The sequence below is a fragment of the Psychrobacter sp. CX5 genome, from assembly GCF_057621535.2.
The window spans coordinates 1,339,556-1,363,847 of the sequence record NZ_CM177735.1 but is presented as its reverse complement, the minus strand read 5'-3'; the positions used below and the strand labels follow the sequence as shown (position 1 = coordinate 1,363,847).

18 protein-coding genes are annotated in these 24,292 nt (G+C 41.8%); 13 read left to right on the top strand and 5 right to left on the bottom strand.

The window, feature by feature from the left end; genetic code table 11:
• The first annotated feature begins 17 nt into the window (after positions 1-17).
• The 4 genes from AC21OG_RS05290 (at position 18) to nqrM (ending at position 4,412) form a co-directional block, all read left to right on the top strand.
• The gene (locus tag AC21OG_RS05290) at positions 18-824 is read left to right on the top strand and encodes an SDR family NAD(P)-dependent oxidoreductase (RefSeq protein WP_487376293.1); all 807 of its coding nucleotides are present in this window, start codon (positions 18-20) and stop codon (positions 822-824) included.
• Positions 825-947: 123 nt separating this feature from the next.
• A complete protein-coding gene (locus AC21OG_RS05285; protein ID WP_487376292.1) occupies positions 948-2,201 on the top strand; it encodes an FAD:protein FMN transferase in 1,254 nt (417 codons plus the stop codon).
• Between the two features lie 120 nt (positions 2,202-2,321).
• Positions 2,322-3,851 carry a sodium:proton antiporter NhaD gene (nhaD, locus tag AC21OG_RS05280; protein ID WP_487376290.1) on the top strand — a complete coding sequence of 510 codons (1,530 nt, stop codon included), beginning with the start codon at positions 2,322-2,324 and terminating at the stop codon, positions 3,849-3,851.
• A gap of 312 nt (positions 3,852-4,163) precedes the next feature.
• On the top strand, positions 4,164-4,412 hold the full coding sequence (gene nqrM, locus AC21OG_RS05275) for a (Na+)-NQR maturation NqrM (protein WP_487376288.1): 249 nt from the start codon (positions 4,164-4,166) through the stop codon (positions 4,410-4,412).
• Positions 4,413-4,851: 439 nt separating this feature from the next.
• Here nqrM and AC21OG_RS05270 read toward each other — a convergent pair whose 3' ends face one another.
• Positions 4,852-5,013, bottom strand: a complete 162-nt coding sequence (locus tag AC21OG_RS05270; RefSeq protein ID WP_487376287.1) for a hypothetical protein — start codon at positions 5,011-5,013, stop codon at positions 4,852-4,854.
• A gap of 182 nt (positions 5,014-5,195) precedes the next feature.
• Between AC21OG_RS05270 and AC21OG_RS05265 the strand changes: the two genes are divergently transcribed.
• The 5 genes from AC21OG_RS05265 (at position 5,196) to AC21OG_RS05245 (ending at position 10,253) form a co-directional block, all read left to right on the top strand.
• Positions 5,196-6,482 carry an MFS transporter gene (locus AC21OG_RS05265; protein ID WP_487376286.1) on the top strand — a complete coding sequence of 429 codons (1,287 nt, stop codon included), beginning with the start codon at positions 5,196-5,198 and terminating at the stop codon, positions 6,480-6,482.
• A 92-nt stretch (positions 6,483-6,574) separates the two neighbouring features.
• On the top strand, positions 6,575-7,885 hold the full coding sequence (locus tag AC21OG_RS05260; protein ID WP_487376284.1) for a valine--pyruvate transaminase: 1,311 nt from the start codon (positions 6,575-6,577) through the stop codon (positions 7,883-7,885).
• Between the two features lie 202 nt (positions 7,886-8,087).
• Positions 8,088-8,903 (top strand): arylesterase, encoded by an 816-nt coding sequence (locus AC21OG_RS05255; protein ID WP_487376283.1) that lies wholly within the window; start codon positions 8,088-8,090, stop codon positions 8,901-8,903.
• Positions 8,900-9,616 (top strand): ABC transporter ATP-binding protein, encoded by a 717-nt coding sequence (locus AC21OG_RS05250; RefSeq protein ID WP_487376282.1) that lies wholly within the window; start codon positions 8,900-8,902, stop codon positions 9,614-9,616. Before AC21OG_RS05255 ends, AC21OG_RS05250 begins: the two co-directional genes overlap by 4 nt.
• 268 nt (positions 9,617-9,884) lie before the next feature.
• Positions 9,885-10,253 carry an endonuclease domain-containing protein gene (locus tag AC21OG_RS05245; protein WP_487376281.1) on the top strand — a complete coding sequence of 123 codons (369 nt, stop codon included), beginning with the start codon at positions 9,885-9,887 and terminating at the stop codon, positions 10,251-10,253.
• A 219-nt stretch (positions 10,254-10,472) separates the two neighbouring features.
• Here the strand turns inward: AC21OG_RS05245 and AC21OG_RS05240 are convergent, their stop codons facing one another.
• A complete protein-coding gene (locus AC21OG_RS05240) occupies positions 10,473-10,916 on the bottom strand; it encodes a hypothetical protein (RefSeq protein ID WP_487376280.1) in 444 nt (147 codons plus the stop codon).
• A 437-nt stretch (positions 10,917-11,353) separates the two neighbouring features.
• Here AC21OG_RS05240 and AC21OG_RS05235 point away from each other — a divergent pair, with 437 nt between their 5' ends.
• Positions 11,354-14,059 (top strand): ABC transporter permease, encoded by a 2,706-nt coding sequence (locus AC21OG_RS05235; protein WP_487376279.1) that lies wholly within the window; start codon positions 11,354-11,356, stop codon positions 14,057-14,059.
• A 417-nt stretch (positions 14,060-14,476) separates the two neighbouring features.
• Entirely contained in the window at positions 14,477-16,951 is a 2,475-nt protein-coding gene (locus AC21OG_RS05230; protein WP_487376278.1) for an SIR2 family protein, read from the top strand.
• 240 nt (positions 16,952-17,191) lie between these two features.
• Here AC21OG_RS05230 and AC21OG_RS05225 read toward each other — a convergent pair whose 3' ends face one another.
• Positions 17,192-18,325, bottom strand: coding sequence for a hypothetical protein (locus tag AC21OG_RS05225; RefSeq protein ID WP_487376277.1), 1,134 nt, complete (start codon positions 18,323-18,325; stop codon positions 17,192-17,194).
• A 937-nt stretch (positions 18,326-19,262) separates the two neighbouring features.
• Between AC21OG_RS05225 and AC21OG_RS05220 the strand changes: the two genes are divergently transcribed.
• On the top strand, positions 19,263-20,582 hold the full coding sequence (locus AC21OG_RS05220) for a hypothetical protein (protein WP_487376275.1): 1,320 nt from the start codon (positions 19,263-19,265) through the stop codon (positions 20,580-20,582).
• A 685-nt stretch (positions 20,583-21,267) separates the two neighbouring features.
• Here AC21OG_RS05220 and AC21OG_RS05215 read toward each other — a convergent pair.
• A complete protein-coding gene (locus AC21OG_RS05215; protein ID WP_487376273.1) occupies positions 21,268-22,029 on the bottom strand; it encodes a lysozyme inhibitor LprI family protein in 762 nt (253 codons plus the stop codon).
• 274 nt (positions 22,030-22,303) lie between these two features.
• Between AC21OG_RS05215 and AC21OG_RS05210 the strand changes: the two genes are divergently transcribed.
• Complete coding sequence (locus AC21OG_RS05210; protein ID WP_487376272.1) at positions 22,304-22,492, top strand: hypothetical protein; 189 nt, start codon at positions 22,304-22,306, stop codon at positions 22,490-22,492.
• 143 nt (positions 22,493-22,635) lie between these two features.
• Here AC21OG_RS05210 and AC21OG_RS05205 read toward each other — a convergent pair whose 3' ends face one another.
• Entirely contained in the window at positions 22,636-23,994 is a 1,359-nt protein-coding gene (locus AC21OG_RS05205) for a hypothetical protein (protein WP_487376270.1), read from the bottom strand.
• Positions 23,995-24,292 lie beyond the last annotated feature (298 nt).

Sequence of the window (24,292 nt, the reverse complement as noted above, 5' to 3'; positions counted from 1 at the left end):
AATAAGAAAGGATGCTTATGAAAACTAAAATCAATATTAAAGATATCACGGTATGGATTACCGGTGCTTCAAGCGGCCTTGGTGAATCGTTAAGTATAGAGTTTGCTCGTCGCGGGGCGACGGTGATTTTAAGTGGCCGCAATACCGAAAAGCTTGAGCTTGTTAAAAGCCATTGCAAAAAGCCCAACAAACACTTTATCATTCCTTTCGATGTAACAGATGCTGAGCAAAGCAAAGAGGCGTATGCTTCAGTAATAGACAAAGCCGGTCATATTGATTGGCTCATTAACAATGCAGGCGTCAGTCAACGCTCTTTAATCATGGAGACCGTAGAGGAGGTTGAGCGACAACTGATGGAAATTAACTACTTTGCTCAGACTCGCCTGACTCGGTTGGTATTGCCGGACATGATCAAGCAAGGTGGTGGTAAAATAATCATGGTCTCAAGCGTCGCAGGCTTATTGGGTACGCAGTATCGCGGTGCTTATGGCGCGGCCAAAGCAGCTATTCATATGTGGGCAAACAGTTTACGGGCTGAATTAACGACCCACAATATTAAAGTTGCTACCGTCTTTCCAGGCTTTATACAAACCAATGTCTCGATCAATGCCTTAACCGGTGATGGCAGCACGCAAGGCACGATGGATGAGGCGACTGGCAAAGGGCTCACTGCGGCCACATTTGCCACACGAGTGGTCAACGCTTTACAGAAGGATGAGACTTACATTATTGCGGCTGGTCAAAAAGAAAAAATAGCGGCGTTACTTAATCGCCTCTCACCGCCGAAACTGTATCAAATCATACGCCAAGTAAAGGTTAAGTAAAGTAAAATAAGAGTCTCTGTTTAAACGTATGACGCTTTATGCTTATCCATTGTCAGTCATGATCAAATTTTGATCTAAATTCCATTCATTTTTTTAATCTTCTTTAATCTTGAAGTTGTGCTTATGGCTATCCCTACTCCCTCATCCTTATTTATCCGTTATAAATCCATTTGCGATAAATCCATCCGAGATAAACCTAACTTTTATAAAAAGCCAGCGCCTAATACATCCGTTTGTGGTTTACAATCACCCTTGTTGACTGGATTTTCTGGCCTCTCAGGATTGCTAATACTCACCTCTGCTATAACACTGACAGCCTGTCAGCCCTCACCTTCTTATGACTATATCGAAGGTGAAACTATGGGCACCAGCTATCATATTAGCTACCAGTTGCCTAAAGGTGTGGATAAAGCGCAGGTCAAACAATCTATCGATGCTGAATTAAAAAGCATTAATGACAGCATGTCGACTTACCAACCAGACTCAACCATTTCTAAATTCAATCGTTTAGATTCAGGTCAATCGATACAAGTTGACCCTCATTTCATTAAAGTCTTACAAGACTCAAAACAGGTCTATGCGCAGTCTGGCGGTGCTTTTGACCCCACGGTTATGCCTTTAGTCACCCTTTGGGGATTTGGGAATGTCATGACTATAGATAGATTACAAAATCCACCAGATGACACTCATATTCAGGCAGCAAAGACGCTCATTGACTTCGATAGTATTCAGCTATCAGGGCACACGTTGAGCAAAACCAAAGATGGGGTCGAACTGGACTTTTCAGCGGTTGCTAAAGGCTATGGGGTCGATACCATTGCCCATGTGCTGCATAACCATTATAAAATCAACAATTATATGGTTGAGATTGGCGGTGAAGTGGCGACCTCTGGTGTCAATCAAAACGCTCAGCCATGGCAGATTGCCATTGATGCCCCCATCCTCGATAGCAGTGTCAGCAATAGACTGACGCTTGCCGTTATCCGTCAGCCCCAATCTTCAAATAGGCTTAATCTGGCAACTTCTGGCAACTATCGTAACTCGGTTGTCTTTGATAATAAACGCTATAGCCATACCATTGACCCCACCACAGGACAGCCCATCGCAGGCGGTGCGCCTTCTGTCTCTGTGGCTGCAGACTCGGTGTCGATTGCTGATGCTTGGGCTACTGCTTTGACAGCCATGACTTATGAAAAGGCCTTAGAGACAGCGATCAAAAACAACATAGCTGCGCTATTTATCATTCCTAAAGATGGCAAGATACATGATGAAGTACCGTCTACGCAGGAGCTCGCCCGCAATAAAGAAGATCCTTTAGCCTATTGGCAAGTCGTTGAAACGCCTGCCATGCACACGTTACGTTCAGACTCTAAATAATATAAGATCCTGAACTCTATATAGATATTAAACAGTCCTCTTACCTACTGTTTAAAATAATTAAATTGCTATAGAATGGGGTATTTTTGTAACAGTGTGTATCCACACTAAGGGTAAGCAATGATTTACGCATTGATGGCAATTGTCTTTGTATTAGGTTATGTCGCGATTGCCCTAGAGCATAATCTTCATATTGACAAGGCAGCTTCAGCCTTACTGACGGCAATTATTATTTGGACCCTACTGGTGTTTGGTGCCGATACCTTACTGGCAGAGCACTTACTCTCAGGTCAGTTGGAACCGTCTCACAGTGTAGAGGTGACGCAGCTTATTAATACTGAGCTTCGACATCACCTTGCAGAAATTGCGGAGATTTTATTCTTCTTGATGGGCGCCATGGTGATCGTGGAGCTCATTGATGCACATGACGGGTTCTATGCTATTACTAGTCGTATTAAAACCACCAGTGCGGTCAAGCTATTATGGACCATTGGTATCCTTACTTTCTTTTTCTCAGCGCTGTTAGACAACCTGACCACCACTATCGTCATGGTCTCGTTACTGCGTAAACTCGTCGCTGATAAAGAAACGAGATGGTGGTATGTGGGCATGGTTGTCATCTGTGCTAATGCCGGTGGCGCTTGGTCTCCCATTGGCGATGTCACTACGACTATGCTGTGGATTGGCAACCAAGTAACCGCTAATAAAATTATAGTCGACTTGATCCTACCGAGTTTGATAGCCGCTATTATTCCGATGATCATATTGAGCGTCATATTTAAAGGCAAGCAGATAGCCCGTCCTAAACCTGCAAAACCTATTGTTCAAGCCTCTAGCAGCAACTATCTTGGTAACGAGGTGGCTTCAGCAAATAATAATGCAGCGCCTGCTGTCATTATGGAAGCCCCATCCTTAAAGGATTCGGAAACGATAACTGCGCATCCTACTGACCTAACTGCCATTGCACAACAAGCAATCACAAGTAAAATGCGTATCAGTGTTCTCGCGTTGGGTTTGTCCGCACTTGCCTTTGTGCCTATTTTTAAAACCGTCACCCATTTGCCGCCGTATATGGGTATTTTATTTGGCGTGGGCGTGCTTTGGATCTTTACCGAAGTAATGCACCGTCATCACGATTGGTACGTTAAGCAACATATGACAGTGGTTGGCGTACTGAGACGAGTTGATATGCCAAGTATTTTGTTCTTCTTAGGTATCCTATTGGCGGTAGCAGGGCTGGCGACAGCCGGCCACCTTACCGATGTGGCATTATGGCTAGACAATACATTGGGTAACTTATATGTCATTAACGTATTTATTGGGTTGTTGTCATCGCTAGTAGATAACGTGCCTTTGGTGGCGGGTGCGATGAAAATGTATCCCTTATTAACCGATGCCTCATTGGCAGGTATGAGTGGTGATGAGCTGGCTCGGCAAAGCTTATTCTTACAAGATGGGGCGTTTTGGCACTTTTTAGCCTACTGTGCGGGCACTGGGGGTAGCTGTTTAATTATTGGTTCAGCTGCAGGTGTGGCGGCGATGGGTATGGAAAAAGTTCCTTTTATGTGGTACTTAAAACGTATCAGCGGCTTAGCGGTGGTGGGGTACTTAGCAGGTGCAGCGGCATATTTTGCTATTCATGTCATCTAAGCTGCTCGTTTTTGGTAGTAACGTACTTTCGTGAATGACGGTTTTGATGCAAGCGTCGTAAAAACAATCCAAACCATCATTACAGTATTTATACTGCAGCGCCTTGAGCTGATACTAATCAAGGTGCGTAAGTATGGTAAAATCCAGTATGATAAAACACTGTTGATACATTGGTCTAAGACAATTTCAAATTAAGTTATAGATAATTTAGTTGTAGATAAAGAACGACAAAGTTATGACTTACCTTTATAAGACTCATTTTATCGTTTGTTAAGTAGTTAAACTTGTTCATCATAATTAAGTGAGGATATTATGCTCGCTCAACTCCTTCCCATTTTAGGCATTACCTTCGCCGTATTCGTGCTGTTCTTTTTGATGATGGGTATTGGTTATATGGTAAAAAAGGAACCGTTACGCGGTTCATGTGGCCGTGTTGCTAATTTAATGGGGGATGAAACGTGCCAATTTTGTGGTGATGATCCCAATAAATGTGAACAGATTAACGATGAAAAAGCTTTTGATAGCAAGAAAGCCGGTAAACTTGGTAAGTCGATTACCTAAGATGCTCAATATAGTTTAATAAGCTTAATCAAACAGTCTACTTAGTACCTCCCACGGCAGTCAACGCCATCCTATTGAATTAAATCTGCTTGTGCTAAATTCGACAATATCTGTAGTCGTTGTGAGCTTAACGCTGTCACACTTTAACAATGAATGGTTTGACCATATTATTTATATTATCCTATAGTCGAAGCCAGATAAAAGTAGTACAAGGCAATCGAGTGCAAGTAGTTCTCAAGTAGTCTTAGCGAGCTTAACACCGTAATTCTTTAGTCTGACTATATCGTGTCAGATTAGGTGATTTACTATGTCCTTGATTCCCTCTAATCATTCTAAAATCAGGTTAGCTCCAGCATTGATGCGACACCAGTGACATTATCAATCAATAGGAAGCCAAACTATAAGACGTTAATCAATAAGACATCAAGCAATCGAGCAATTAGACGCCAACATCACATACTGTGTTTTGGTTGGTGCTCATTGCCATCGTTTTGCTTTCTGCAAATATGCGATCGCCACTAGTAGCATTAGGGTCGATTGCGCCCGTGATACAAGAGTCTTTAAATATTAGTGAGTGGCATATCGGTTGGCTTGTTAGCACAAGCGGATAGTCATGATTTGGTGCATAGGATTTAAACCCTTATCTGTCCGTTATTGCGTCATTAACTGATGAAGTTGGCTAAAAGATAAAGATTGGCTCATTATAGATGAACAGCTGTAGTACACTGTAAAGAGCGCGATTCTCAACGCGAAGCCGTTAATTAGTGTGTTAAGTGAGTCATTATGTACGAAACACCCACTCATACCGCCGCAAATATTGGCGCTTCGAAACAAAGTAGCGCTCATCAAGGTAGCTCCGATAAAGTAAGTAATTCGCGCACCGTTTTTTGGCTGGTTCTAATTGCCATCGTGCTCATGGCCAGTAACATGCGCTCCCCTATCGTTGCCTTAGGATCTATTGCCCCCGTAGTAAAAGACGCTTTAGATATCAATGCCGCCCATATAGGATGGCTTGGCGCTATACCGATGCTCATGTTTGCACTCGGTGCTTTAATAGCGCCTAATATTGGCAAACGAGTTGGCATTGAAAATACGCTTATTGGGGTGGTTTTTTTTATTACCCTAGGTATTATTATGCGCTCTTGGTGGGTGAGCTGGACCGGCTTTTTCACAGGCACCCTTATACTCACGTTAGCAATAGGCTTCGCTAACACGCTAGTCGCGCCTGTGATTAAGCAGCGAACCCCGAACAATATTGCTTTGGTGACTAGCATATTTAGTTTGACGATGTCGGTGATGGCTGGTGTGGTATCTGGCTTGGTGTATCCCTTGACCGAAAAAGTCGGTTGGCAATGGGCGCTCGGCGGCTGGTCTGCGCTGGGTATGGCGGCGCTTGTGGCATGGATAGTTTTGCGACTCAAGCTTGGCTCCTCACATAAGCTACCCGTTGCCACTTTAACCACTGATGAGGCCACCCAAGAAGCGGTCTCTATATGGAAAGCGCCGCTTGCTTGGCAATTGGCCGTGTTTATGGGGTTACAGTCGCTACTATTTTATACCGTCGCTGCCTTTTTGCCTTCTATTTGGATGAGTAAAGGCCTTACTGAGGTTGAAGGTGGCAACATGGGCTCAATTTTTCAGTTTATGGCGCCTATCGCTATTATGGTGATGACATGGCTTATTCGCCGCGGCATTCAGATACAAACAGTGGCCCTGATTGCCTCTTCATTAAATGTCATTGGCTTAGTGGGTATTTGTTATTTATCCTCTTCATTCTCTTGGCTATGGTCGTCGATTATGGGACTAGGCTGTGCTAGTATCTTCACGTTATGTATTATGCTATTTTCACTGCGTACCTATAGTCCAAATCAAGCCAGTAAACTATCAGGCATGGTACAGACGGTTGCTTATCTAGTGGCTTTCGCAGGGCCGTTTGGCGCAGGTTGGCTACTTGAACAGACACAAAGCTGGGAAGTTCCCCTGCTATTTATATTAATTCTGACTGCATTAAATGTCATCATGTCTTGGCTCGCCAGTCGTCCTATAATGATTGACGGTAGGCCAGCTTAGGCATTACGCTAGTTTAATAATCCCTTGCTTAATATAATAAATCTTAAACCAAATCTAGAAATTTATATTTTCACAACTTAAACGGTACTAATATGAAGTTTTCAAAATACGGACAGCAGTTTACCAAACACAGCCCTATCTTACAGCTTATGGATGATTTGGGCGACGCTCTACGCAGTGAAACTCCTGTTAATTTACTAGGCGGTGGTAATCCTGCCCGTATCGATAAAATTAATGAGGCGTATTTGCAGTCTTATCAATCATTGGAAGACGGTGGTATTGAAGGGAGCGCCATAAACTCGGTGGGCAATTACTCGAACCCACAAGGTGATGCGACATTCATTGACACCCTTGTTGAATTTTTTAATCGTCATTATGATTGGCAATTAACCGCTGACAATATCGTTATTACCAATGGTTCGCAAAATGCTTTTTTCTTTTTATTTAACCTGTTTTCAGGTAAATTCGAAGATGATAACGGCTCAACCTTCACTAAGTCTATCTTATTGCCCTTAGCCCCTGAATACATGGGATATAGCGATGTACAAATTGATGGTCATCACTTTATCTCTCTCAAACCTGATATCGAAGAGGTGACTCATAACGATGCAGCCGGGTTTTTTAAATACACCATAGATTTTGAGGCATTAGAGAACTTACCTGCCCTAAAAAATGGAGAAGTCGGGGCAATTTGTTGCTCTCGTCCTACCAATCCAACAGGCAATGTGCTCACCGACGACGAAATGGCGCACCTTTCCCGTATTGCCAAACAGTATGACATTCCTTTAATCATTGATAATGCGTATGGCGAACCCTTTCCAAATATCATCCATCCGGAGGTGACTTTAAATTGGGATGCCAATACCATCTTATGTTTTAGCCTCTCAAAAATTGGTCTTCCCGGTGTGCGTACCGGCATTGTTATTGCCAATCCAGACGTTATCAGTGCTATGACCACCATGAATGCGGTGATCAACCTTGCCCCTTCCCGCTTTGGCCCCGCTATAGCCACCCCATTAGTAAAAGACGATACCTTAAAGCAGCTTTGCGATGATACGATTAAGCCTTTTTATGCGGCCAAGGCCGAGCTCGCCATCCGTTTGATAAAAAAAGAGCTTGGCGACTATCCTGTGCTGATTCACAAGCCTGAGGGGGCAATATTTTTATGGGTTTGGTTTAAAGACCTACCCATCACTACCCTTGAGCTTTATGATCATCTAAAAGCAAAAGCGACCTTGATCGTACCCAGCGAACACTTTTATCCCGGTTTAGATACTAGCACTTATCCCCATGCTCATGAGTGTGTGCGTATGAGTATTGCGGCCAGTGACGCAACCTTGGAGGCAGGGATTAAAGTCATTGGTGAGGTGGTGCGAGAGCTTTATGATAATGCCACAAGCTAACAAGCATCTAGCCTTATTAGATCCTATTTGATATTTACGAGATATGGCAGGATCATATCTTATATTCGTTGGTATTTTCAGAGGCTTAATCAATATTTGCAGAATAAGAGCGGTATACTTATTTAACCAATCTTGGACAAATAATAAAGGCTGATCCTGCTACTATAGGTTATGAAAAACTTTATATAGCAAGGTAATCAGAATGTCTCCCATATCAATAAAACCTCTTGTACTTACGTTATTCACCAGTCTAGCGATGCTAGGCTGTCAGCCCAACACTAAAGACAGCGCTTCAACTACCTCAGTTAACGAATCAAACTCTACCGTCTCAGATGAGTCAGTGCCCGTTACTCAAACGGCTATCACACCTGAGAACCATTCAACCGCTCAAGACAACACGCCAGCACAAACTATCGAACAACCCATCACTATCTTAGCACTCGGCGACTCTCTCACTGAAGGTCTCGGTGTCCCAGAAAATCAGGCATACCCTGCCCAATTAGAACAAGCCCTTAAGAGTGCAGGCTATGTTAATGCCAAAGTAGTTAATTCTGGCTTAAGTGGTGAGACCAGTAGTGGACTGGTAAATCGCCTTGACTGGGCACTAAAAACCAAACCTGATATTACTATTTTAACCATTGGGGCCAATGATGCGATGCGCGGTATCGATGTGGCCACTATTGAGAAGAATATCCGTACCGCCATCGAGCGCTTGCAAAGTGATGGTAGCATTGTGGTACTGGGCGGCATGCAAATCTATGACAACTTAGGTGATGAGTATGTCAAAGAGTTTTCAGCGATTTATCCCAAACTTGCTGAAGAATATGGCATTGCTTTTATTCCGTTCTTTTTAGAAGGCGTAGGTGGTGATCCCAAGTTAAACCAATCAGATGCCATTCATCCCACAGCTGAGGGATATACCAAGATAGTTCATGACAATATATTGCCCGTACTAAAGCCAACGCTTAAAAAATTTGTGGATAGTAAAGAGGCTGAGCCTAATGAGACCGTCCAATGAATAAGTCGATGCGTAAAACAGTGAGTGACACCCATTCGAATAAAACCAGCAAACCCCTATTGTACGCCAGCAATTTAAGCAAGAGCGTGATGATTGGCGAGACTAAGACGGACATTATCAAAAACGTCAATGTGAGTATTGGCGCTGGTGAGTTTGCGGTAATCATGGGTAAATCAGGGTCGGGCAAGTCTACTTTGCTTGGACTTCTTGCAGGACTGGATTATCCTGATAGCGGTGAGGTTTGGCTAAATGGTCAGAATTTAACGGATTTGAGCGAGGATGAACTGGCACAAAAACGTCAACAAGATATGGGCTTTGTATTCCAGTCCTTTCATTTGTTGCCGACGTTAACTGTTGCCGAAAACATTGCGTTTCCGCTTGATATTTCCCGTCAGCCAGACGCCAATCGAGTCGAAGAACTGCTGGTTGCAGTAGGCCTAACCCATCGCCGTGACAGCTTACCACATCAACTTTCAGGCGGTGAACAACAACGCACCGCATTGGCTCGGGCGCTAGTGGCTCGTCCAAAAATCATTTTTGCCGATGAGCCAACAGGTAACTTGGATGAGCAAAACGCCCAGCAGGTGATGAATTTATTGCTAGAGCTACAACAACAGTCCGGCACCGCTTTGGTGGTGGTGACACATGACCCTGCATTGACTGAAAATGCGGATCAGGTGATTACTATTCATGATGGGCGGGTTTTGGGTTGATAATCGTCGTCACTTTAAAACTGGTTATTGTGTGACTGGCGTTATTCTTATAGCTGAGACTAGAAAATCCATCCCCAGCCCTTCCTTTGGAAAAGGAAGGGAGCAATCTTTTCACATTCAGCTTAATATAAACGCTCTAGGCAAACTTTTTAAAAGTTAAAGACGACAATCCTTACGTGAATTTCTAAGGTTTTAGCCCCCCTTTCTCAAAGGGGGGTTGGGGGGATTATACGAGTCTGACTTTACGCTAAAATAAATAAGGACTTAGATGCTACCTGCAAACCCGAATTTAAAAGAGCCTGCCCGTCATCTACGCAGTAATCAAACCGAAGCAGAACTGTTGTTATGGTCCAAAATTCGTAGAAAGCAGGTTGCAGAGGTACAGTTTTATCGTCAACGTCCATTACTGAATTATATTGTTGATTTTTATTGTCCAAAAGCGAAGCTGGTTATTGAATGCGATGGTCGTCAGCATCATACATCACAAGGGCTTGAAAAAGATAACATTCGTGATAATTGCTTAGCTGAAATAGGGATACTGGTTTTACGATATGATAATAGACAGATATTAACGCAAATAGATACTGTTGTTGAGCAGGTTGGTGAGGTTGTGAAGGCTCGGTTGTTAGATTTTTGATGTAGTCTAATAACTCCATTCTCTGCCCTTAGAAGCGTTAATAAAAGCTCTGGGAGACATTTTTAGCTTCGCAAGAGTCAAGCTTGTTTGACCGATTGGAAAAGGAAGGGAGCAATCTTTTGACATTCAGCTTCCCGTGGCAATAGCGTGAATCTGATAATAAACCTGATGCTAGGGGTTAGTTTTTGATGGGTATGAATAATAGATTATTCTTGTTCTTTAAGGTGGCCCATTAATACAATCGTAGAGTAGCTTTGAGGTTGAGTAATCCGCAGAGCCCTTGTTTTCAAAAAAACTTTCTACCATAAAGCCGTATTTTTGAGTCGTGACAAGTAAATGTTCATTGTGATTATTAATACTATCTTTTGTGAGATAAAGCATCCTTGATGCAGGCGACTCGTAAACGGTGTAAGTTTGGTCATTCATAGTCAGACTTATAGAATGCGGATTCGTTAATTCAGTATATGAATAACCCAGCTTTACCGACTTGCCGCTAGCGTTTCTACACTCAACTTCACCCCTCTCATCATTTGACGATGCCGATGCTGACGCTATCTCAGACTCTAAACTGGATGAGGCTGGCTTTGAACATGCCACTAATGTCATACCTATAAAACCCAAACTCAACCCTTGGATTAGTTTATCTTTAACTTTCTTGTCCATGACAAACTACGCCTGTATGTTGAATTAAATTGATGTCAAATGTCTATCACTCTCTTAGTTTGACTTTGACTATAGCATTGTATGCGCTAAAACTTAAGTAGCTATTCCCGAGCTATTCCTGCCGTCCGCTATTATCTGCCTTGCAATGCCATGCAGACTATCGTGACTAGAGGCGTTCCAACATTCGAGCGACCCCCTCTAGCCACAGTCTGCAATGGCATTGACTTCGGCAGGATAACCGCTCCAGTCAGGGCTAGCGGTCACATCGTATCCTTGCCAGTATTTATCGTGTTATGTAATTTTCTATTTTAAACCCCATTCCCCAGATTATTAACGCTATCAAAAGTTGACCACTACCAAACGAAACATAACCCAATACAGAATGCAAAACAGGTAAAATAAAAACATCTATTATTTAACCTACTAAATATACGCCTATGATACCAAACACGATCACACACAAGCCTTCACCTACTTCAACTGCATCCTACCACAACCTAGGTAGTAAATCGCTTAACCGTAGCTGGTGGCGACATTGGGTGTATCCGTTGTTGTTTTTGTTGGCGATGGTATTGTCGTTATCGACCTATTTGACACTGGATTCGATTCAACAGTCGGTGCGCGACTATGTAACCGATAATCAGCGGGCGCTGGTTGGTGGTGATTTGATTTTAAGCAGTAAGCAAGCGTGGACGCCCGATGTGCTAGAGGCGGTACAGGCGTTTGAGTCGGTAACGGATTCAAAATCCGCTGGTTCTGCTAATAGGAATGTTGAATCAGGCGTGGTTTACGATTATCAATTTAATGCGATGGTGTCTAGCGTCAATGCTATTTCTAACGCTAACGCTAACAATGATTCAGACGTGAATACCCTGCTCGCCCGTGTAAAAGCAGTGTCTAACCAATATCCATTATATGGCGAGGTAGTGTTAGCGTCAGGTAAACCCTTATGGCAACAGATGCAGCGCAATACGGTGGTGGTGGAAACACAAGTGTTGACAGGGCTGAATCTTAAAGTAGGCAATAAGGTCAAAATTGGTGATGCGGTGTTTACCATCGCCGATGAACTGGTCACTGAGCCTGATCGTCCGTTGACTGCCTTTGGGTTTGGCGCACGGGTGCTTATGAGCGCAGATGACTTAGAAGCGACCAATTTAATGGGGCAACGTAGCCGAGTTAATTACCGTATTGAGTTGGCGGCTAGTCCTGACGCCATTGCCAGTGAGCAGACCAAACTTAAGCAAATTATCGATGCCCTGCCCGCCTCGCAAGATGTGGAGATGACGAAGGCGGATGAGTCGGATACGTCAGTGACTGAGGTATCGGATAATGTACTAATGTTCTTAAAACTGCTGGTGATTGCGGTGTTGTTTTTGTCGGCTGTGGCACTCTTAAGCGTGGTAAAGGCGTTTGTTGGCCTGCAACAAAAATCAAATGCCATTCGTCGTGCGCTCGGTGAGTCGGTACGTTCGATTAAGAGCAGTTATTATCTGCTATTTTTGGGGATGGCAGTGCTGGCATGTATTGCGTCTGGGCTGTTAAGTTTGGCAATGCTCAATATCGGAGCGCAGTATTTAACCGCTATTTTGCCACCTGATATTCAGCTATCTATTAAGTTGGTAAGTTTGGTCAAAATTAGTATCGTGGCGCTGGTGATAACTATATTAGTGGTACAACAAAGCTTATATGCGGTCACTCATACCAAGCCATCAGCGGTGCTCAAACAGTCTACTAGCAATACCCGCCAACATCCGCCTGTGTATTGGTATGGTTTGGTGTTATTAGCAAGTTATGGGTTACTCGCCTATGAGTTTGGCTCACTGTTGACAGGCTTACAGGTATTGGGCGGTATGCTGGTGCTGGCTGGCAGTTTTTGGTTGCTTGGTAAGGGGTGGTTGTGGCTACTGGCAAAACTTATAGAGCGTGGCTTGTTTGGTAAGAGGCTTGGGGGAAAACAGTCAGGCTGGATGGCACGTATTGCGTTGCATAACTTATCGCGTAAGGGCAATCAGTCGGGGCTATTCTTTGTGACCCTTGCCTTATCGGTCGCAGTCTTGACCATGATTACGCTCTTAAACCATAGCCTGAATAAACAGTTTGTACAGGCGTATCCCGAAGATGCGCCAAATCTGTTTTTGCTCGATGTACAAAGCGATCAGCATGACGCATTGAACACGATGATTGATGCGCCGATTACTTATTATCCTGTGGTACGTGCGAGAGTGACTGAGGCTGGCGGTGTGGCTGCTGACAAGATTGAGGTACCACAAAGTGAGGGCGATGACCCAACTCGAGTGTTTAACTTGAGCTATGCCGATAGCGTGATGGATACTGAATTTATAAAAGAATCGGTTGCGCCTGACCAGCTTTATGCACCGATTGTGGCTGACTCTCTTGCAAATAATAAAGGTGACAGCAAAGAAGAGATCGTGCCGTTATCGATATTAGACAGTGCGGCTGAACTGCTCAATGTGGGTATGGGCGATCAAGTTCGATTTAACATTCAAGGTATCGAAATTGTCGGGCAAATTACCAGTATTCGAGAACGCTACGAGCGTGGTCCTAGTCCATTTTTCTATTTCTTATTTGAGCCTGAAGTGTTGGCGGATGCACCACAAATTCAGTTTGCCACGACCAAAGTAGATGCCACTCAAATTCCACAATTACAAACCGATCTAGTGCGTGCGTTTCCTGCGATAACTACTATTGATGGTGGGGCGATTGCCAAGCAAGTTCAGGGCTTTGTGAGTCAGATGAGCCGCTTGGTGCAGGTGTTTACCCTACTTGCGATGATTACGGGCATTATGGTACTGATTACCTCGCTATTGTCCACTTCGCAAGATCGTTTGCGTGATAGTGCCTCGTTCCGCTTACTCGGTATGCAAAAGCGGGATTTGTATAAAATCAATATGTTGGAGATTGGCTTACTTGGCGTCAGTGCAGGGGCATTTGCGGTAGTGCTGGCGAGTGCTACGGCGTATGTACTGATTACCCAGTGGTTTAATCTGCGCTTTAGTATCCCTTGGGATCGCTTTGCGCTCGGTGCAGTGTTACTAATAGCGGTGTTGTTAATTATTGCGATTGGGTATGTGCGGTTGGTGATTGGGCGTGGGATTATGGCTAGGGTTCGAGGGATGGTTTAGGATGTTTGCTGTTGATAGGTTTGGGTGGGGGTTATGAGAAATTGCTAAAGCGATGGGTAAGGAATTGACGGTGGATTCGTTATATCGAAAACCTGCTTTTCGCTACTATGATTGAGATTTAAGATGATTGCAGTATTACTCATAAATTATTATTTAGCAAAATCGGTAGTTTGGATGATGAACCAAGAATTATACTATTTATAGGTCATCAATCTGATGTATCCACGCTACATTTAGTCATGTTATTTTCACTCAATTTCCGAGTAGATTTGTTACAGCAAATTTGCATTAATATACACATTACAACTTAATATGGCATTATAGATAACACTTAAAATTATTAGTAAGTATCTTCATGGTATAAATTGATGCTTTACACTATATAAGTTATTAAGAAATTTTAAAGGATTTTAAATTATGGACTATCAACAAGCACTAATAGCAGCTCGGAACGGTAACGCAGTATTATTCCTTGGAGCAGGTTTCTCAAGAGGCTTACATTCTGTACAAAACAATAAATTACCTTCTGGCTCTGAACTAGCTGAAATTTTATGCGATAAAGCTAAAGTCAAAATGACAACAGACCTTGGTTTAGCAACTAAACGCTATTTAAAGAACAAATCATCTGATTCTCTCATAGATATATTAAGATCCTATTTTTTAGTCAAAAATACACCTGAATCTTATTCAAGTATTTTCAAATGCCCATGGAGACAGGTGTATACAACAAACTATGATAATGTCTTTGAAGCTGGTGCGCAAAAACATGAAATGCTGTATCAATCTGTCGACTCTACAGATATCCCTAGAAATAGTGCTAACAAAAAAAGAGTCATACATATCAATGGGTTTATCAATAGCGTGAGTCCAGACAAACTGAATACTTCATTTAAGCTTACGAATCCAAGTTACTTAACTGCTCAGTTCAGAAACTCTGTTTGGTCTGAGGTGTTTAAAAGGGACATAAATTCTGCGCATGCTGTATTCTTTGTTGGTTATTCACTATATGATATTGATATACAGGAAATATTGTTTGAAAGTCCAGAACTGAAAGAAAAAACTTTTTTTATTGAACGAGAGGATATTACTGAGGATGAAATTGAGGAATTAGATTTAGATAGTTTTGGAACAGTACTCAATAAAGGTGCTAGCACCTTTGCCAAAGAATTAAGCAATGTTGATCCACTAGCCTTAGATGAAGAAGAATTAATTGTAACTAGCTTTTCACAGCCAGAATACAAAAGTAGGGAATTTATAATTCAGGATACTTTTATATTTAATTTATTATTAAATGGAGATTTAGATACTAATTTACTGTACAACGATCTCATATCAGAGAATTATCGTTATTGTATAACTCGTGAATCCTTCCCTGATATAATAGCTGGATTTAATAAAAATGAAAACTTGCTACTTCATTCAGGACTCGCTAATGGAAAGACTATTTTTGCTAAACAAGTATCAATGTATTTTTATAACAAAGGTTATAAGATTTTCGAAATAAATGATGACTACCTAGAAAAGTACGCATTTAATGAGGTTAATAAAATACTTGAAAAATATGAGAAAGTTTTATTTGTAGTAGAAAACTATACATCAAATCTCCACATCGTAAGTCATATAAACTCTAACAGACGCCCTCAAACAAAGTTAATCCTTACATCCAGAACTTATGAACATGAAAGAGTAGCTAATGAGGTATTTTATTCTAATAGAGTAATCGCTATCGAAGACACTTTGGAATTATCACTAGATAAATTAAGTAAAACTGACCTTGAAAAAATCTCAAGTTATTTTGACTTATATGGAATATGGGGAGACCTATACGCAAAGCATAATAAACAAAAAATGAAGTTTCTGACTGAGGCTGCAAATGGGGAGTTTCATGGTATATTGCTAGGTTTACTACAATCACCTCAAGTCAGGAGAAGATTGGATATATTCTTCGATACTATGCAAAACTCTAATGCATTATTAATTAATATTGTAGCTATTCTAACCTTATCTATGAGTAATATTACGGTTCCAACGTTACATATGGTTGCTGCGTTGACTGATTCAAATGAAATATTTAATAAATCTTTCAGGGAGACTGAGGCTTTTAAACAACTCACTACTAGAAATAATAGTACAGTTATCGCCAAGTCTTCTGCCCTAGCAGAATTTATATTAACTAACTTCCCCAACCCTACTTTACTAGTTGAAACACTTGTAAGTATAGCTAAAAATGCACGGGCAAAGAGTGATGGCAATGAATTTTATTTTCATTTTTATAAGGACTTGGCTAGTTTTAGATACATACAAAAAATGCTACCAAAAAAAGGGAAACGAGAGTCTTTAATCCTATTTTATCAGGGATTAAGAGAAATACCTGAAGAACGTAATAATCCTCATTTCTGGCTTCAATATGCCATAGCTCGACTTAGCCACCCAGATGAAGAAAACTTAAATCGAGCTAAAAGTTACCTCGAAAATGCCATGTCTCTTGCGAGAAATCGTTCTAACTATTGGACGGATGATATCGAAACTCAATTAGCACGTTACTACTTTCAAAGCTCTATTTCCGACTCTAACAGAGAATTAAATAACGCATTTTCTAATTTTGAACAAGGTATTAAACTAATAATAAAGATTTATCGTAATAACAACAGACCTCGTAAAGAGTTGTTTCGTCCTTTAAAACTTACTGATAATTTCTATTTTAAGTTCAAGAGTCAGTTAACACCATATCATTTAAATATAATAGAGAGTTATTTAGACCTATTAAACAACATAATCATTAAAGAGGATATAAAATATAGCCATGATATAAGATTTAGAATGGCTAGAGATGCCATACAAGACACATTGAAAGATATTCGCTTAACGCAACATGTGAAAGAAAACAACTAAAACTGACTGCCATTGATATGCACTTGAAATCTCCCTTATTTGCTACTATTTCAAAGTACTCTAGATTACGTCAAATGGAGATGCGGTTTAGCCCTGATTGAAGCGGATATACTGCCAGTCTGAACAGGATTCAGTGGTCAGATTTGGGGCGGCGCGCGAAGCAAGCGACGGCACAAACTGATACCACTGACCTGTTCAGACTGGCAGATAGTAGCAAAAAGCAGGATCAGCTACAAAATACTAACGACAGAATATACCTGTAAAGCAATCTGTTGAGCTTCCTGCTTGCCAAGGATTAGGGATTTGCAATACTTCATCAACCCGCTGTCTGGCAATATAAATATCTTGATAGTCATCACCATTGGGTTCAATCTCACCAAGGCGCTCAGCATCTGAGGTTTGCATAAACTGTAAGAATTTCTCAGCGTCTTTTGCCAGCTGACTGTTGGGCTGATGCGACAACTCAATCATTGCCAAATTATCTTCTGGTTCATAGAAGTAGTGCATGGCATCGTCTGTCCAATCTGTGTTATCAGAACCATAGATTACAGAGAACCGGTAGATGTTATACAGTTGCTGGGCTTCTTGCTTATGGCGTCCATTTGGATAACGCTTTAAATAATCTTCCCAAAACAAAGCGCGCTCTATAAGGTTTTCTAAAGAGACGGTAATGGATGCATCATTCCAAAAAATATCCTGATTGTCCTTTGCCATACGCTCAAAGAAGGCACGGTCTTGTTTGGTTAAATAAGGGGCAAACCGAGACACCATTGCTGATAAATCATGACTAAAAGTATAGTATCCCTCGCCTATGTGCTTAAGATAAACGTCTTCATCGCTCTGTGATAATGTGAGTAAGTATTTAAGATGTGGATTTAGCGTTGCCTGTTCAGTCTTTGAGAGGGTTTCGCCAGAGTCTACCTTGTATGCTAGATTACTAAAAACTCCGAGGTCATCCCCACCCCGTAAGCCGTTGTCTAAAAAGCGGTTATACATCTTATCGTATTGTGTGAGTAGCTTGAGCGCGGTTTTACTGTCCGTTTGTTTTAGACAAGCCGGAAGCGCTTCATTAACTTGTTTAATAGCTTCTATCTTACTGCTATTGCTGACTTGTGACATCATGGCGCTCACGGCATCGCAGTTCGCCTTAGTTGTATCGACGTTTATCGCGGTTACCGTGCCTTTTTCTACAATGTCTTCTTTTTCAATACTTTCTGCATCATCAGCAGTTTCTATAGGGTTTGACTCAGCTTGGCTGGCTTTTGTGGGCGTTGGTTTAGCGTGAGTTAGTTCGTCGGACTGTGTATCACAGGCGCTCATACTGATTAATAATAACGAGGTGATGAGGTATCGGTTTTTTAGAAGGGTCTTCATTAAATGTATCCAATCTGATTGATGGCTATGGGTTGAGAATAGTTTTAAGTAAGTAGCGTGGGTGTAACGAAGTGGAACCCACGAAGGTTAATACCCACACAGGTTATCACTTACACTCCCAACTTCTATGAGTATGTTATTTGTGTAGAGCCTTGCTTACTACTGCAAACGTCAATTGGAGGAGCGGTTTAGCCGTGTCAGTAGCGGATATACTTGGTTGACCACTGGGTTGCGGTGACTTAGCTAGGAGCGGTATCGAGACAACAGGAACGCAACTGGCTATTAGTCACCGCCCCAGTGAGTAATCAAGATAGTAGCGAATGGCGCGATCAGCTACTCAAAACCCAATCCCTGTGAACTCTGAATCGCACGAAGCAGCTCTAATTTTAAACTCTCTGAATAGTCACGTTGATACAGAATAAAATATATTGGCTTAGACCGTAGGTCTTTATCAATTATATGGGCAGCGACCCAAACGGCAATAGTCTCCATCTTTAACCCAATATAACCTATCAAATAACCACAGCCAGTTAATGGTTAACGTAAAGTGGACTGCCGTCATAGCTGGCGCAATACGCTGATGCAGAATCAAAGCCGATGCTTAGAAGCATGAGTGATAAACCATCATATTTTTATGACTGACCTTATTATTATACTTTGATTAAATTAGTATTTAATAGGTATTAATATAATACACAATCAATATTTAAGGTACTTGATTTAACACCATAAGCTGTTGGCTTTTAAATACGCCAAGATTTGGAACGATTTATAAGGGTAGAGCTAATAAAAATACAACTTACAAAAGTCTCTTCATACACACTATTAATTCATAGTTTACAGTCGTATACTTAAAGAGTAACCCTCAGCGTCTTTCATATGTTGTTTAGTTGCATCCATAAATATGACGGACTCTAATGCAACCAAGGAGAACACTATGAAGGAGCGTACGCAAAAAAATTCAATCAAAAGTGTCAGTAAAGACTGGACCGATGGTAATCAAGACAAAGATACTGGCAAACAGAGCAATGTTGCTCGCATCGATGAGACCTGTCAGCGTCTGCTACAAAATGTCAATGAGGCAATGTACAAGCTCAATGAGGACAAGCTGAATGCATTAACTCATTGTGAAGACAGCTTGGCAGGCTGTGGATGCGGCTCGTCATCTTCTGGCACGCCTAAAGTCGATTTGGTCATACTCATCGATGCCAGTGGCTCAATGTCATCGGCAGCTACTGCAGTTGCCGAAGCGGCTGATGAGGCGTTGCGCAAGGCCGCTGATGAATGTCCATCAGACTTGCGCGTTACATGGCTGGCTGTCGATGGTTCAAAATCTGGTGCCAATCCATCGGGGGATTTGGGAGATATTACCTCAACCCTTGCCGGCACCAATTTTACCCAAACTCATCAACAATACCTTGAGGGTATTGGCAGTTTAGGCCCTTTTAAACAAGATGAACCGCAGCCTGCAGGAGACTCTACCTACCCTGGCGAGGAGGGCGCCGATTCGATTGCTGATATTAGTAATTTTTATGATTGGCGAGACGGGGCGTGTAAAGCTATCTTCTATATTAGTGATACTGCCCTTGATGGTTATTCAGCATTCTACGATGCCTCTGCAACCAATGCGACTGCTGCTGCTTTAGCTAATGGGGTGGTGGTATTTGCTCATAAAATAACGCCCGGCAGTAATAATAGCCCTGCTGTTGTCGCCTCTTATGACAACATGACTGATCCAACTGGAGGCAGCACTTATCATGGCCCAGTCAGTGAGGAGCAATACGTCACCTTATTAATCAATGCTATTTGTAATGCTTGCGGCTCTGAGTGCAACGAGATAGACCTACCGACTATTGAGCCTTGTGTCTCTATCAAGTGGGGGGACAGTGACTGCGACTGCTTTGAGACAGATGATGTGGAAATTGCACTTATTTCGGTGTGTAATTGCTACTCGAACCTTACCTTAAGTAATGTCCACATCGCACAACTGCAAGTGACGATGGAGGATGGCTCAGCGGTCCCTACCCTGCCTGATGGTACGCCTTCTGTTGAAGTGATTCCCAGCGGTGGGATATGCTTTGGTGATATCGGACCCTGTGAGGAAGAAGGGGTTAATTGTGTGTCACGTGAGATAGTCATTCGAACTCGCGGCGCAAAAAGCGGTAAGTATCAGGTGCACGTTGTTGGGCTCTGTTATGACGTTATCTTGACTCAAGATTATAAGACTTGCTTTACTTTAGAATTATGTAAGGACTAAAGTTATATAAGGATTAGGAGTGGCTACCGGTTCTGATAGCCAGTGAATACGAAACTGGTTAATACGAAACTGGTTAATAAAAAGCTGGGTAGTTCCCCGATTCTTATTAACCAGTAAGCGTAGCGTGGGTGTAACGAAGTGGAACCCACGAAGGTAAATATTCACACAGGTTATCACCCACACTTTCATTTTACATAAGCATGTTTTTGATACGGAGCCTTGCTTACCACTACGAACGTCAACTGGAGGAGCGGTTTAGCCGTGACATGAGAACCGTTAAAAATTGCACTGCAATTTTAGGTTCGCAAGAGAAAATGCTTTAACGGGCATTTTCTGAGCGGATATACTTGGTGACGCATAGGGCTGCAGGCGCTTGGTAAGGGTCGTTATCGCTGAGTCAGGAACGACGCTTGCCAGTAGCGACTTTAGAAAATCATAGATTTTCTCATGCGTCGGGGTAAAGCAGTGCTTTACTTAATCCCTCCTCATAGGCAAGCCAAGATAGTAGCAAATGGCGCGATTAGCTACTCAAACGGCAATAGTCTCCATCACTAATACAAAATGACGCACCAAAAACCCACAGCTTTTAATAGTTAAAGGTAATGCCGTGGGTTTCGCCCATCTAAACCACACGCTAGCCTTTCTGCCTACTATGACTAATATATACATTCGACTATACACTCTCCTACTGCCTCTCGAAAATCTGACCATCAAAATAGCCCCGCATTCCGCAGTTCACTTTTGCATATTGGTTGTTAAGGTCTCTGACTAGCATTTGGGTTTTACCCTCTTGAGAGACCGGATAAAAGCGCAACTCGGTCGTTACGCCGTTGTAAACGTCCTTGATTTCCCAATGGTTCTGCGCCCAGCGTGCTAAAGTTTCATCGACGCTACAGGTATGTCCATTGGCAAAATCAAGCCACATATCAATGACGGCAAGATAAGGCCTTTCGTTGACTTTCATGATATGCAGTCTGTTGTTTTTGATAGGTGCCTCGTTGTTATTGACCTTGTTATTAACCTTGCCATCAAGAACGAGTGTTTCTGACGAGCCAACAAAGTTCCCAAAGGCTTCATCGTCAACGAGGTCGCCACGACCACGGTCATTACCACAATCAACCTGACACCCCAATCGTTCTTCATATTCACGCATAAGGCATGATTCATCTTGGCAAGTATTGCGCTGAAAGGTGAGCCACCTGTATTGCTCATAGCGAACACGATTGACAGTGTCGCTACTGTTTCGCTTTGCTTTTGCAAGCTCATCATTGTACTGCTTTGCCATCTTTTCATCTTGCTTAGACAATATTGGACTCGTACAAATTGAATTTTCGACTGTGCTACTGGCTTTGTTACAGTCAAAACTAGCTGAGTGTGCAGGTAGAGAATATAGGCTCGCGCTTAGAAAGGTAGAAAAGGCAATTGAAGTTAATGTCCAATTTTTCATAGCGTTTCTCCTAATGACGAAAGATAAGAAAGATAAGACGGATAAGACGTGTGTTTAAGATTATTCCACATCCTTTATGAACATTTGTGATGATAGTTATTATATTTACTTTAAATAAACATGAAAATTATAGTTTACAGGCGTATACTAAAAGTGTGGCACTTATTGGCTCTGATATCATTTTATGTGTCACGGCAACAATACTAATGGCTAGTACAATAGGAATAGCTAGTACGATAAGAATGGCTAGCAGAGCACAAACAAGGAGAATACTGTGATGGAACATAGTAATAAAAAGACGGCAAAGCGCGTCAGTAAAGATTGGACCGACGGCAATCAAGATAAAGATACCGGAAAGTATAGCGATAATAATAGAGCATACGACTCGTGTGATCGTGTTATTCAAGACATGAATGAGGCAGTGGATCAGCAACGTGAGTCGACGGATTGTGAAGATGATTAATCTCAATCCAGTTATAGTCTAGGTTTAATAACTCACAGGTGAGTTTGGTTTTATTGCTATTGCCAGATATTATATTGCCTTATAGCGTGAGGGTGGTCATGGTATCAAGGCTCGTTGTTTTGGTCATGGTGACAAACATAGGGTTATAAAGACAACTCACATTGTGCTTTCGTCTCATAAAAATAGGTAGCATTGCTATCGTGCGCACCATAGATACTGATGCTCGCTGTATTGTCTTCATAAACGTCTAACTTACACTGTGCATCTGCATAGTCTATTAAGTTCATGGGCTGACACTGTCGCTGATTAACATTGGTAGGTTCGATATCGTAGCCCCATCCTATTATATTTTTATCCAAAATCATTGAGCCAATATCATAGGATGAGCAGACATTTGCGAACGTATCAGACACTTTTACTTTAGAAAAATCATAGCGGTCTTCACATAATACCCCTGTTAAGCAGTCTCTATAATGACGAACGTCCCAAGGTGAGGGTATTTGCATAGCTTGGTCTAATTGCATCATCGCTATAGTACTCATGTGACGCTCATAGCCTTCTTCATCAATCGGATCAACAGGGTATTCATGCTGACGCACTATGTCTGGCGTCGCTAAAAAGGCTAAATACTTTTTGGCATCATTTGCCAGTTGGCTATTGGGTTTATTAGACAGGTCAATCATATCCCAATTGTATTGGAACTCAAGAAAGGTATGTATGGCATCATTTGTCCACTGCGTATTGTACGCACCAAAGAATATAAAATAACGATTAAGGGTATATAGTAATTTTGCATCACTGACATAGTGGCTGGTGGGATAAGCCTGTATATAGCGTTCCCAAAATAGGGCGCGTTCTATTAATTTGTTATAAGGAACCGTTATTGAGGCATCGCTCCAAAACGATTCCTGATTGTCTTTCGCCATACGCGTAATAAACACTGCCTCATCTTCAGGTAAATAAGGGGTAAACCTTGCTGCCATACGTGCTAAGTCATGACTAATCGTTAAATAACCCTCTCCTAAATCCTTTAGGTAAATCGTGTCATTGGTTTGTATAAGAGTAATAAGGTATTGCATGCGAGGAGGTAAGGCGTCTAATTGTGCTTGGCTTGGTGTTTCATCCATATACAGTTGATACATTACCTTGTTAAAAGATTCAGAATCTATATCAATACCACCCGTTAAAAAGCGTCCATACATAGATTGATATTGTTTTAGGAGTGACGTTACTACTTCACTATCTGACGCCTTTAAACAAGTAGGTAATGTGTTGTCGATACGGTAAATGTCTTCTATCTTACTGCTCGCACCTATCTGTGCCATTTTATTGCGTACGACGTCGCATTTGTACTGATTGCTATGACTGCTAGCATTTTTGATTATATTGCTAGTTGTACTAGCATAGTCTGTTTGGGCATAACAAACAGGCGCGCTAAATAGCAGAAAGATACCAATAAAATATAGGTTTGAAGTAGAAAGTATCTTAAGAGTAACTAACATTTGTTATCCGTGTTTTATTGTCTTAATGAATACCTTTTATACCATAAACATGGAACAATTAGATTATTACTTTATACGCATCATATTTTTTGAATACATATTCAAAGAAGTCTAAAATGGTTACAAGTCAACCGAGTGCAAGTACTACTTGATTAGGCTTAACGAGGTTTACACTGTAACCGTTTAGTAGTTCGCTGACTATAGATATAAATAACGCCTTCTAAATCAATAGAGGGCACCTTTTAGTGATAAGAATAGTCATCTCTAAAACTTGTAACATTACTTAACCTAATCAGAA

Coding starts and splice junctions, on each gene's coding strand:
- AC21OG_RS05290 (WP_487376293.1), top strand. CDS start 18: ATGAAAACTAAAATCAATATTAAAGATATCACGGTATGGATTACCGGT.
- AC21OG_RS05285 (WP_487376292.1), top strand. CDS start 948: ATGGCTATCCCTACTCCCTCATCCTTATTTATCCGTTATAAATCCATT.
- nhaD (WP_487376290.1), top strand. CDS start 2,322: ATGATTTACGCATTGATGGCAATTGTCTTTGTATTAGGTTATGTCGCG.
- nqrM (WP_487376288.1), top strand. CDS start 4,164: ATGCTCGCTCAACTCCTTCCCATTTTAGGCATTACCTTCGCCGTATTC.
- AC21OG_RS05265 (WP_487376286.1), top strand. CDS start 5,196: ATGTACGAAACACCCACTCATACCGCCGCAAATATTGGCGCTTCGAAA.
- AC21OG_RS05260 (WP_487376284.1), top strand. CDS start 6,575: ATGAAGTTTTCAAAATACGGACAGCAGTTTACCAAACACAGCCCTATC.
- AC21OG_RS05255 (WP_487376283.1), top strand. CDS start 8,088: ATGTCTCCCATATCAATAAAACCTCTTGTACTTACGTTATTCACCAGT.
- AC21OG_RS05250 (WP_487376282.1), top strand. CDS start 8,900: ATGAATAAGTCGATGCGTAAAACAGTGAGTGACACCCATTCGAATAAA.
- AC21OG_RS05245 (WP_487376281.1), top strand. CDS start 9,885: ATGCTACCTGCAAACCCGAATTTAAAAGAGCCTGCCCGTCATCTACGC.
- AC21OG_RS05240 (WP_487376280.1), bottom strand. CDS start 10,916: ATGGACAAGAAAGTTAAAGATAAACTAATCCAAGGGTTGAGTTTGGGT.
- AC21OG_RS05235 (WP_487376279.1), top strand. CDS start 11,354: ATGATACCAAACACGATCACACACAAGCCTTCACCTACTTCAACTGCA.
- AC21OG_RS05230 (WP_487376278.1), top strand. CDS start 14,477: ATGGACTATCAACAAGCACTAATAGCAGCTCGGAACGGTAACGCAGTA.
- AC21OG_RS05225 (WP_487376277.1), bottom strand. CDS start 18,325: ATGAAGACCCTTCTAAAAAACCGATACCTCATCACCTCGTTATTATTA.
- AC21OG_RS05220 (WP_487376275.1), top strand. CDS start 19,263: ATGAAGGAGCGTACGCAAAAAAATTCAATCAAAAGTGTCAGTAAAGAC.
- AC21OG_RS05215 (WP_487376273.1), bottom strand. CDS start 22,029: ATGAAAAATTGGACATTAACTTCAATTGCCTTTTCTACCTTTCTAAGC.
- AC21OG_RS05205 (WP_487376270.1), bottom strand. CDS start 23,994: ATGTTAGTTACTCTTAAGATACTTTCTACTTCAAACCTATATTTTATT.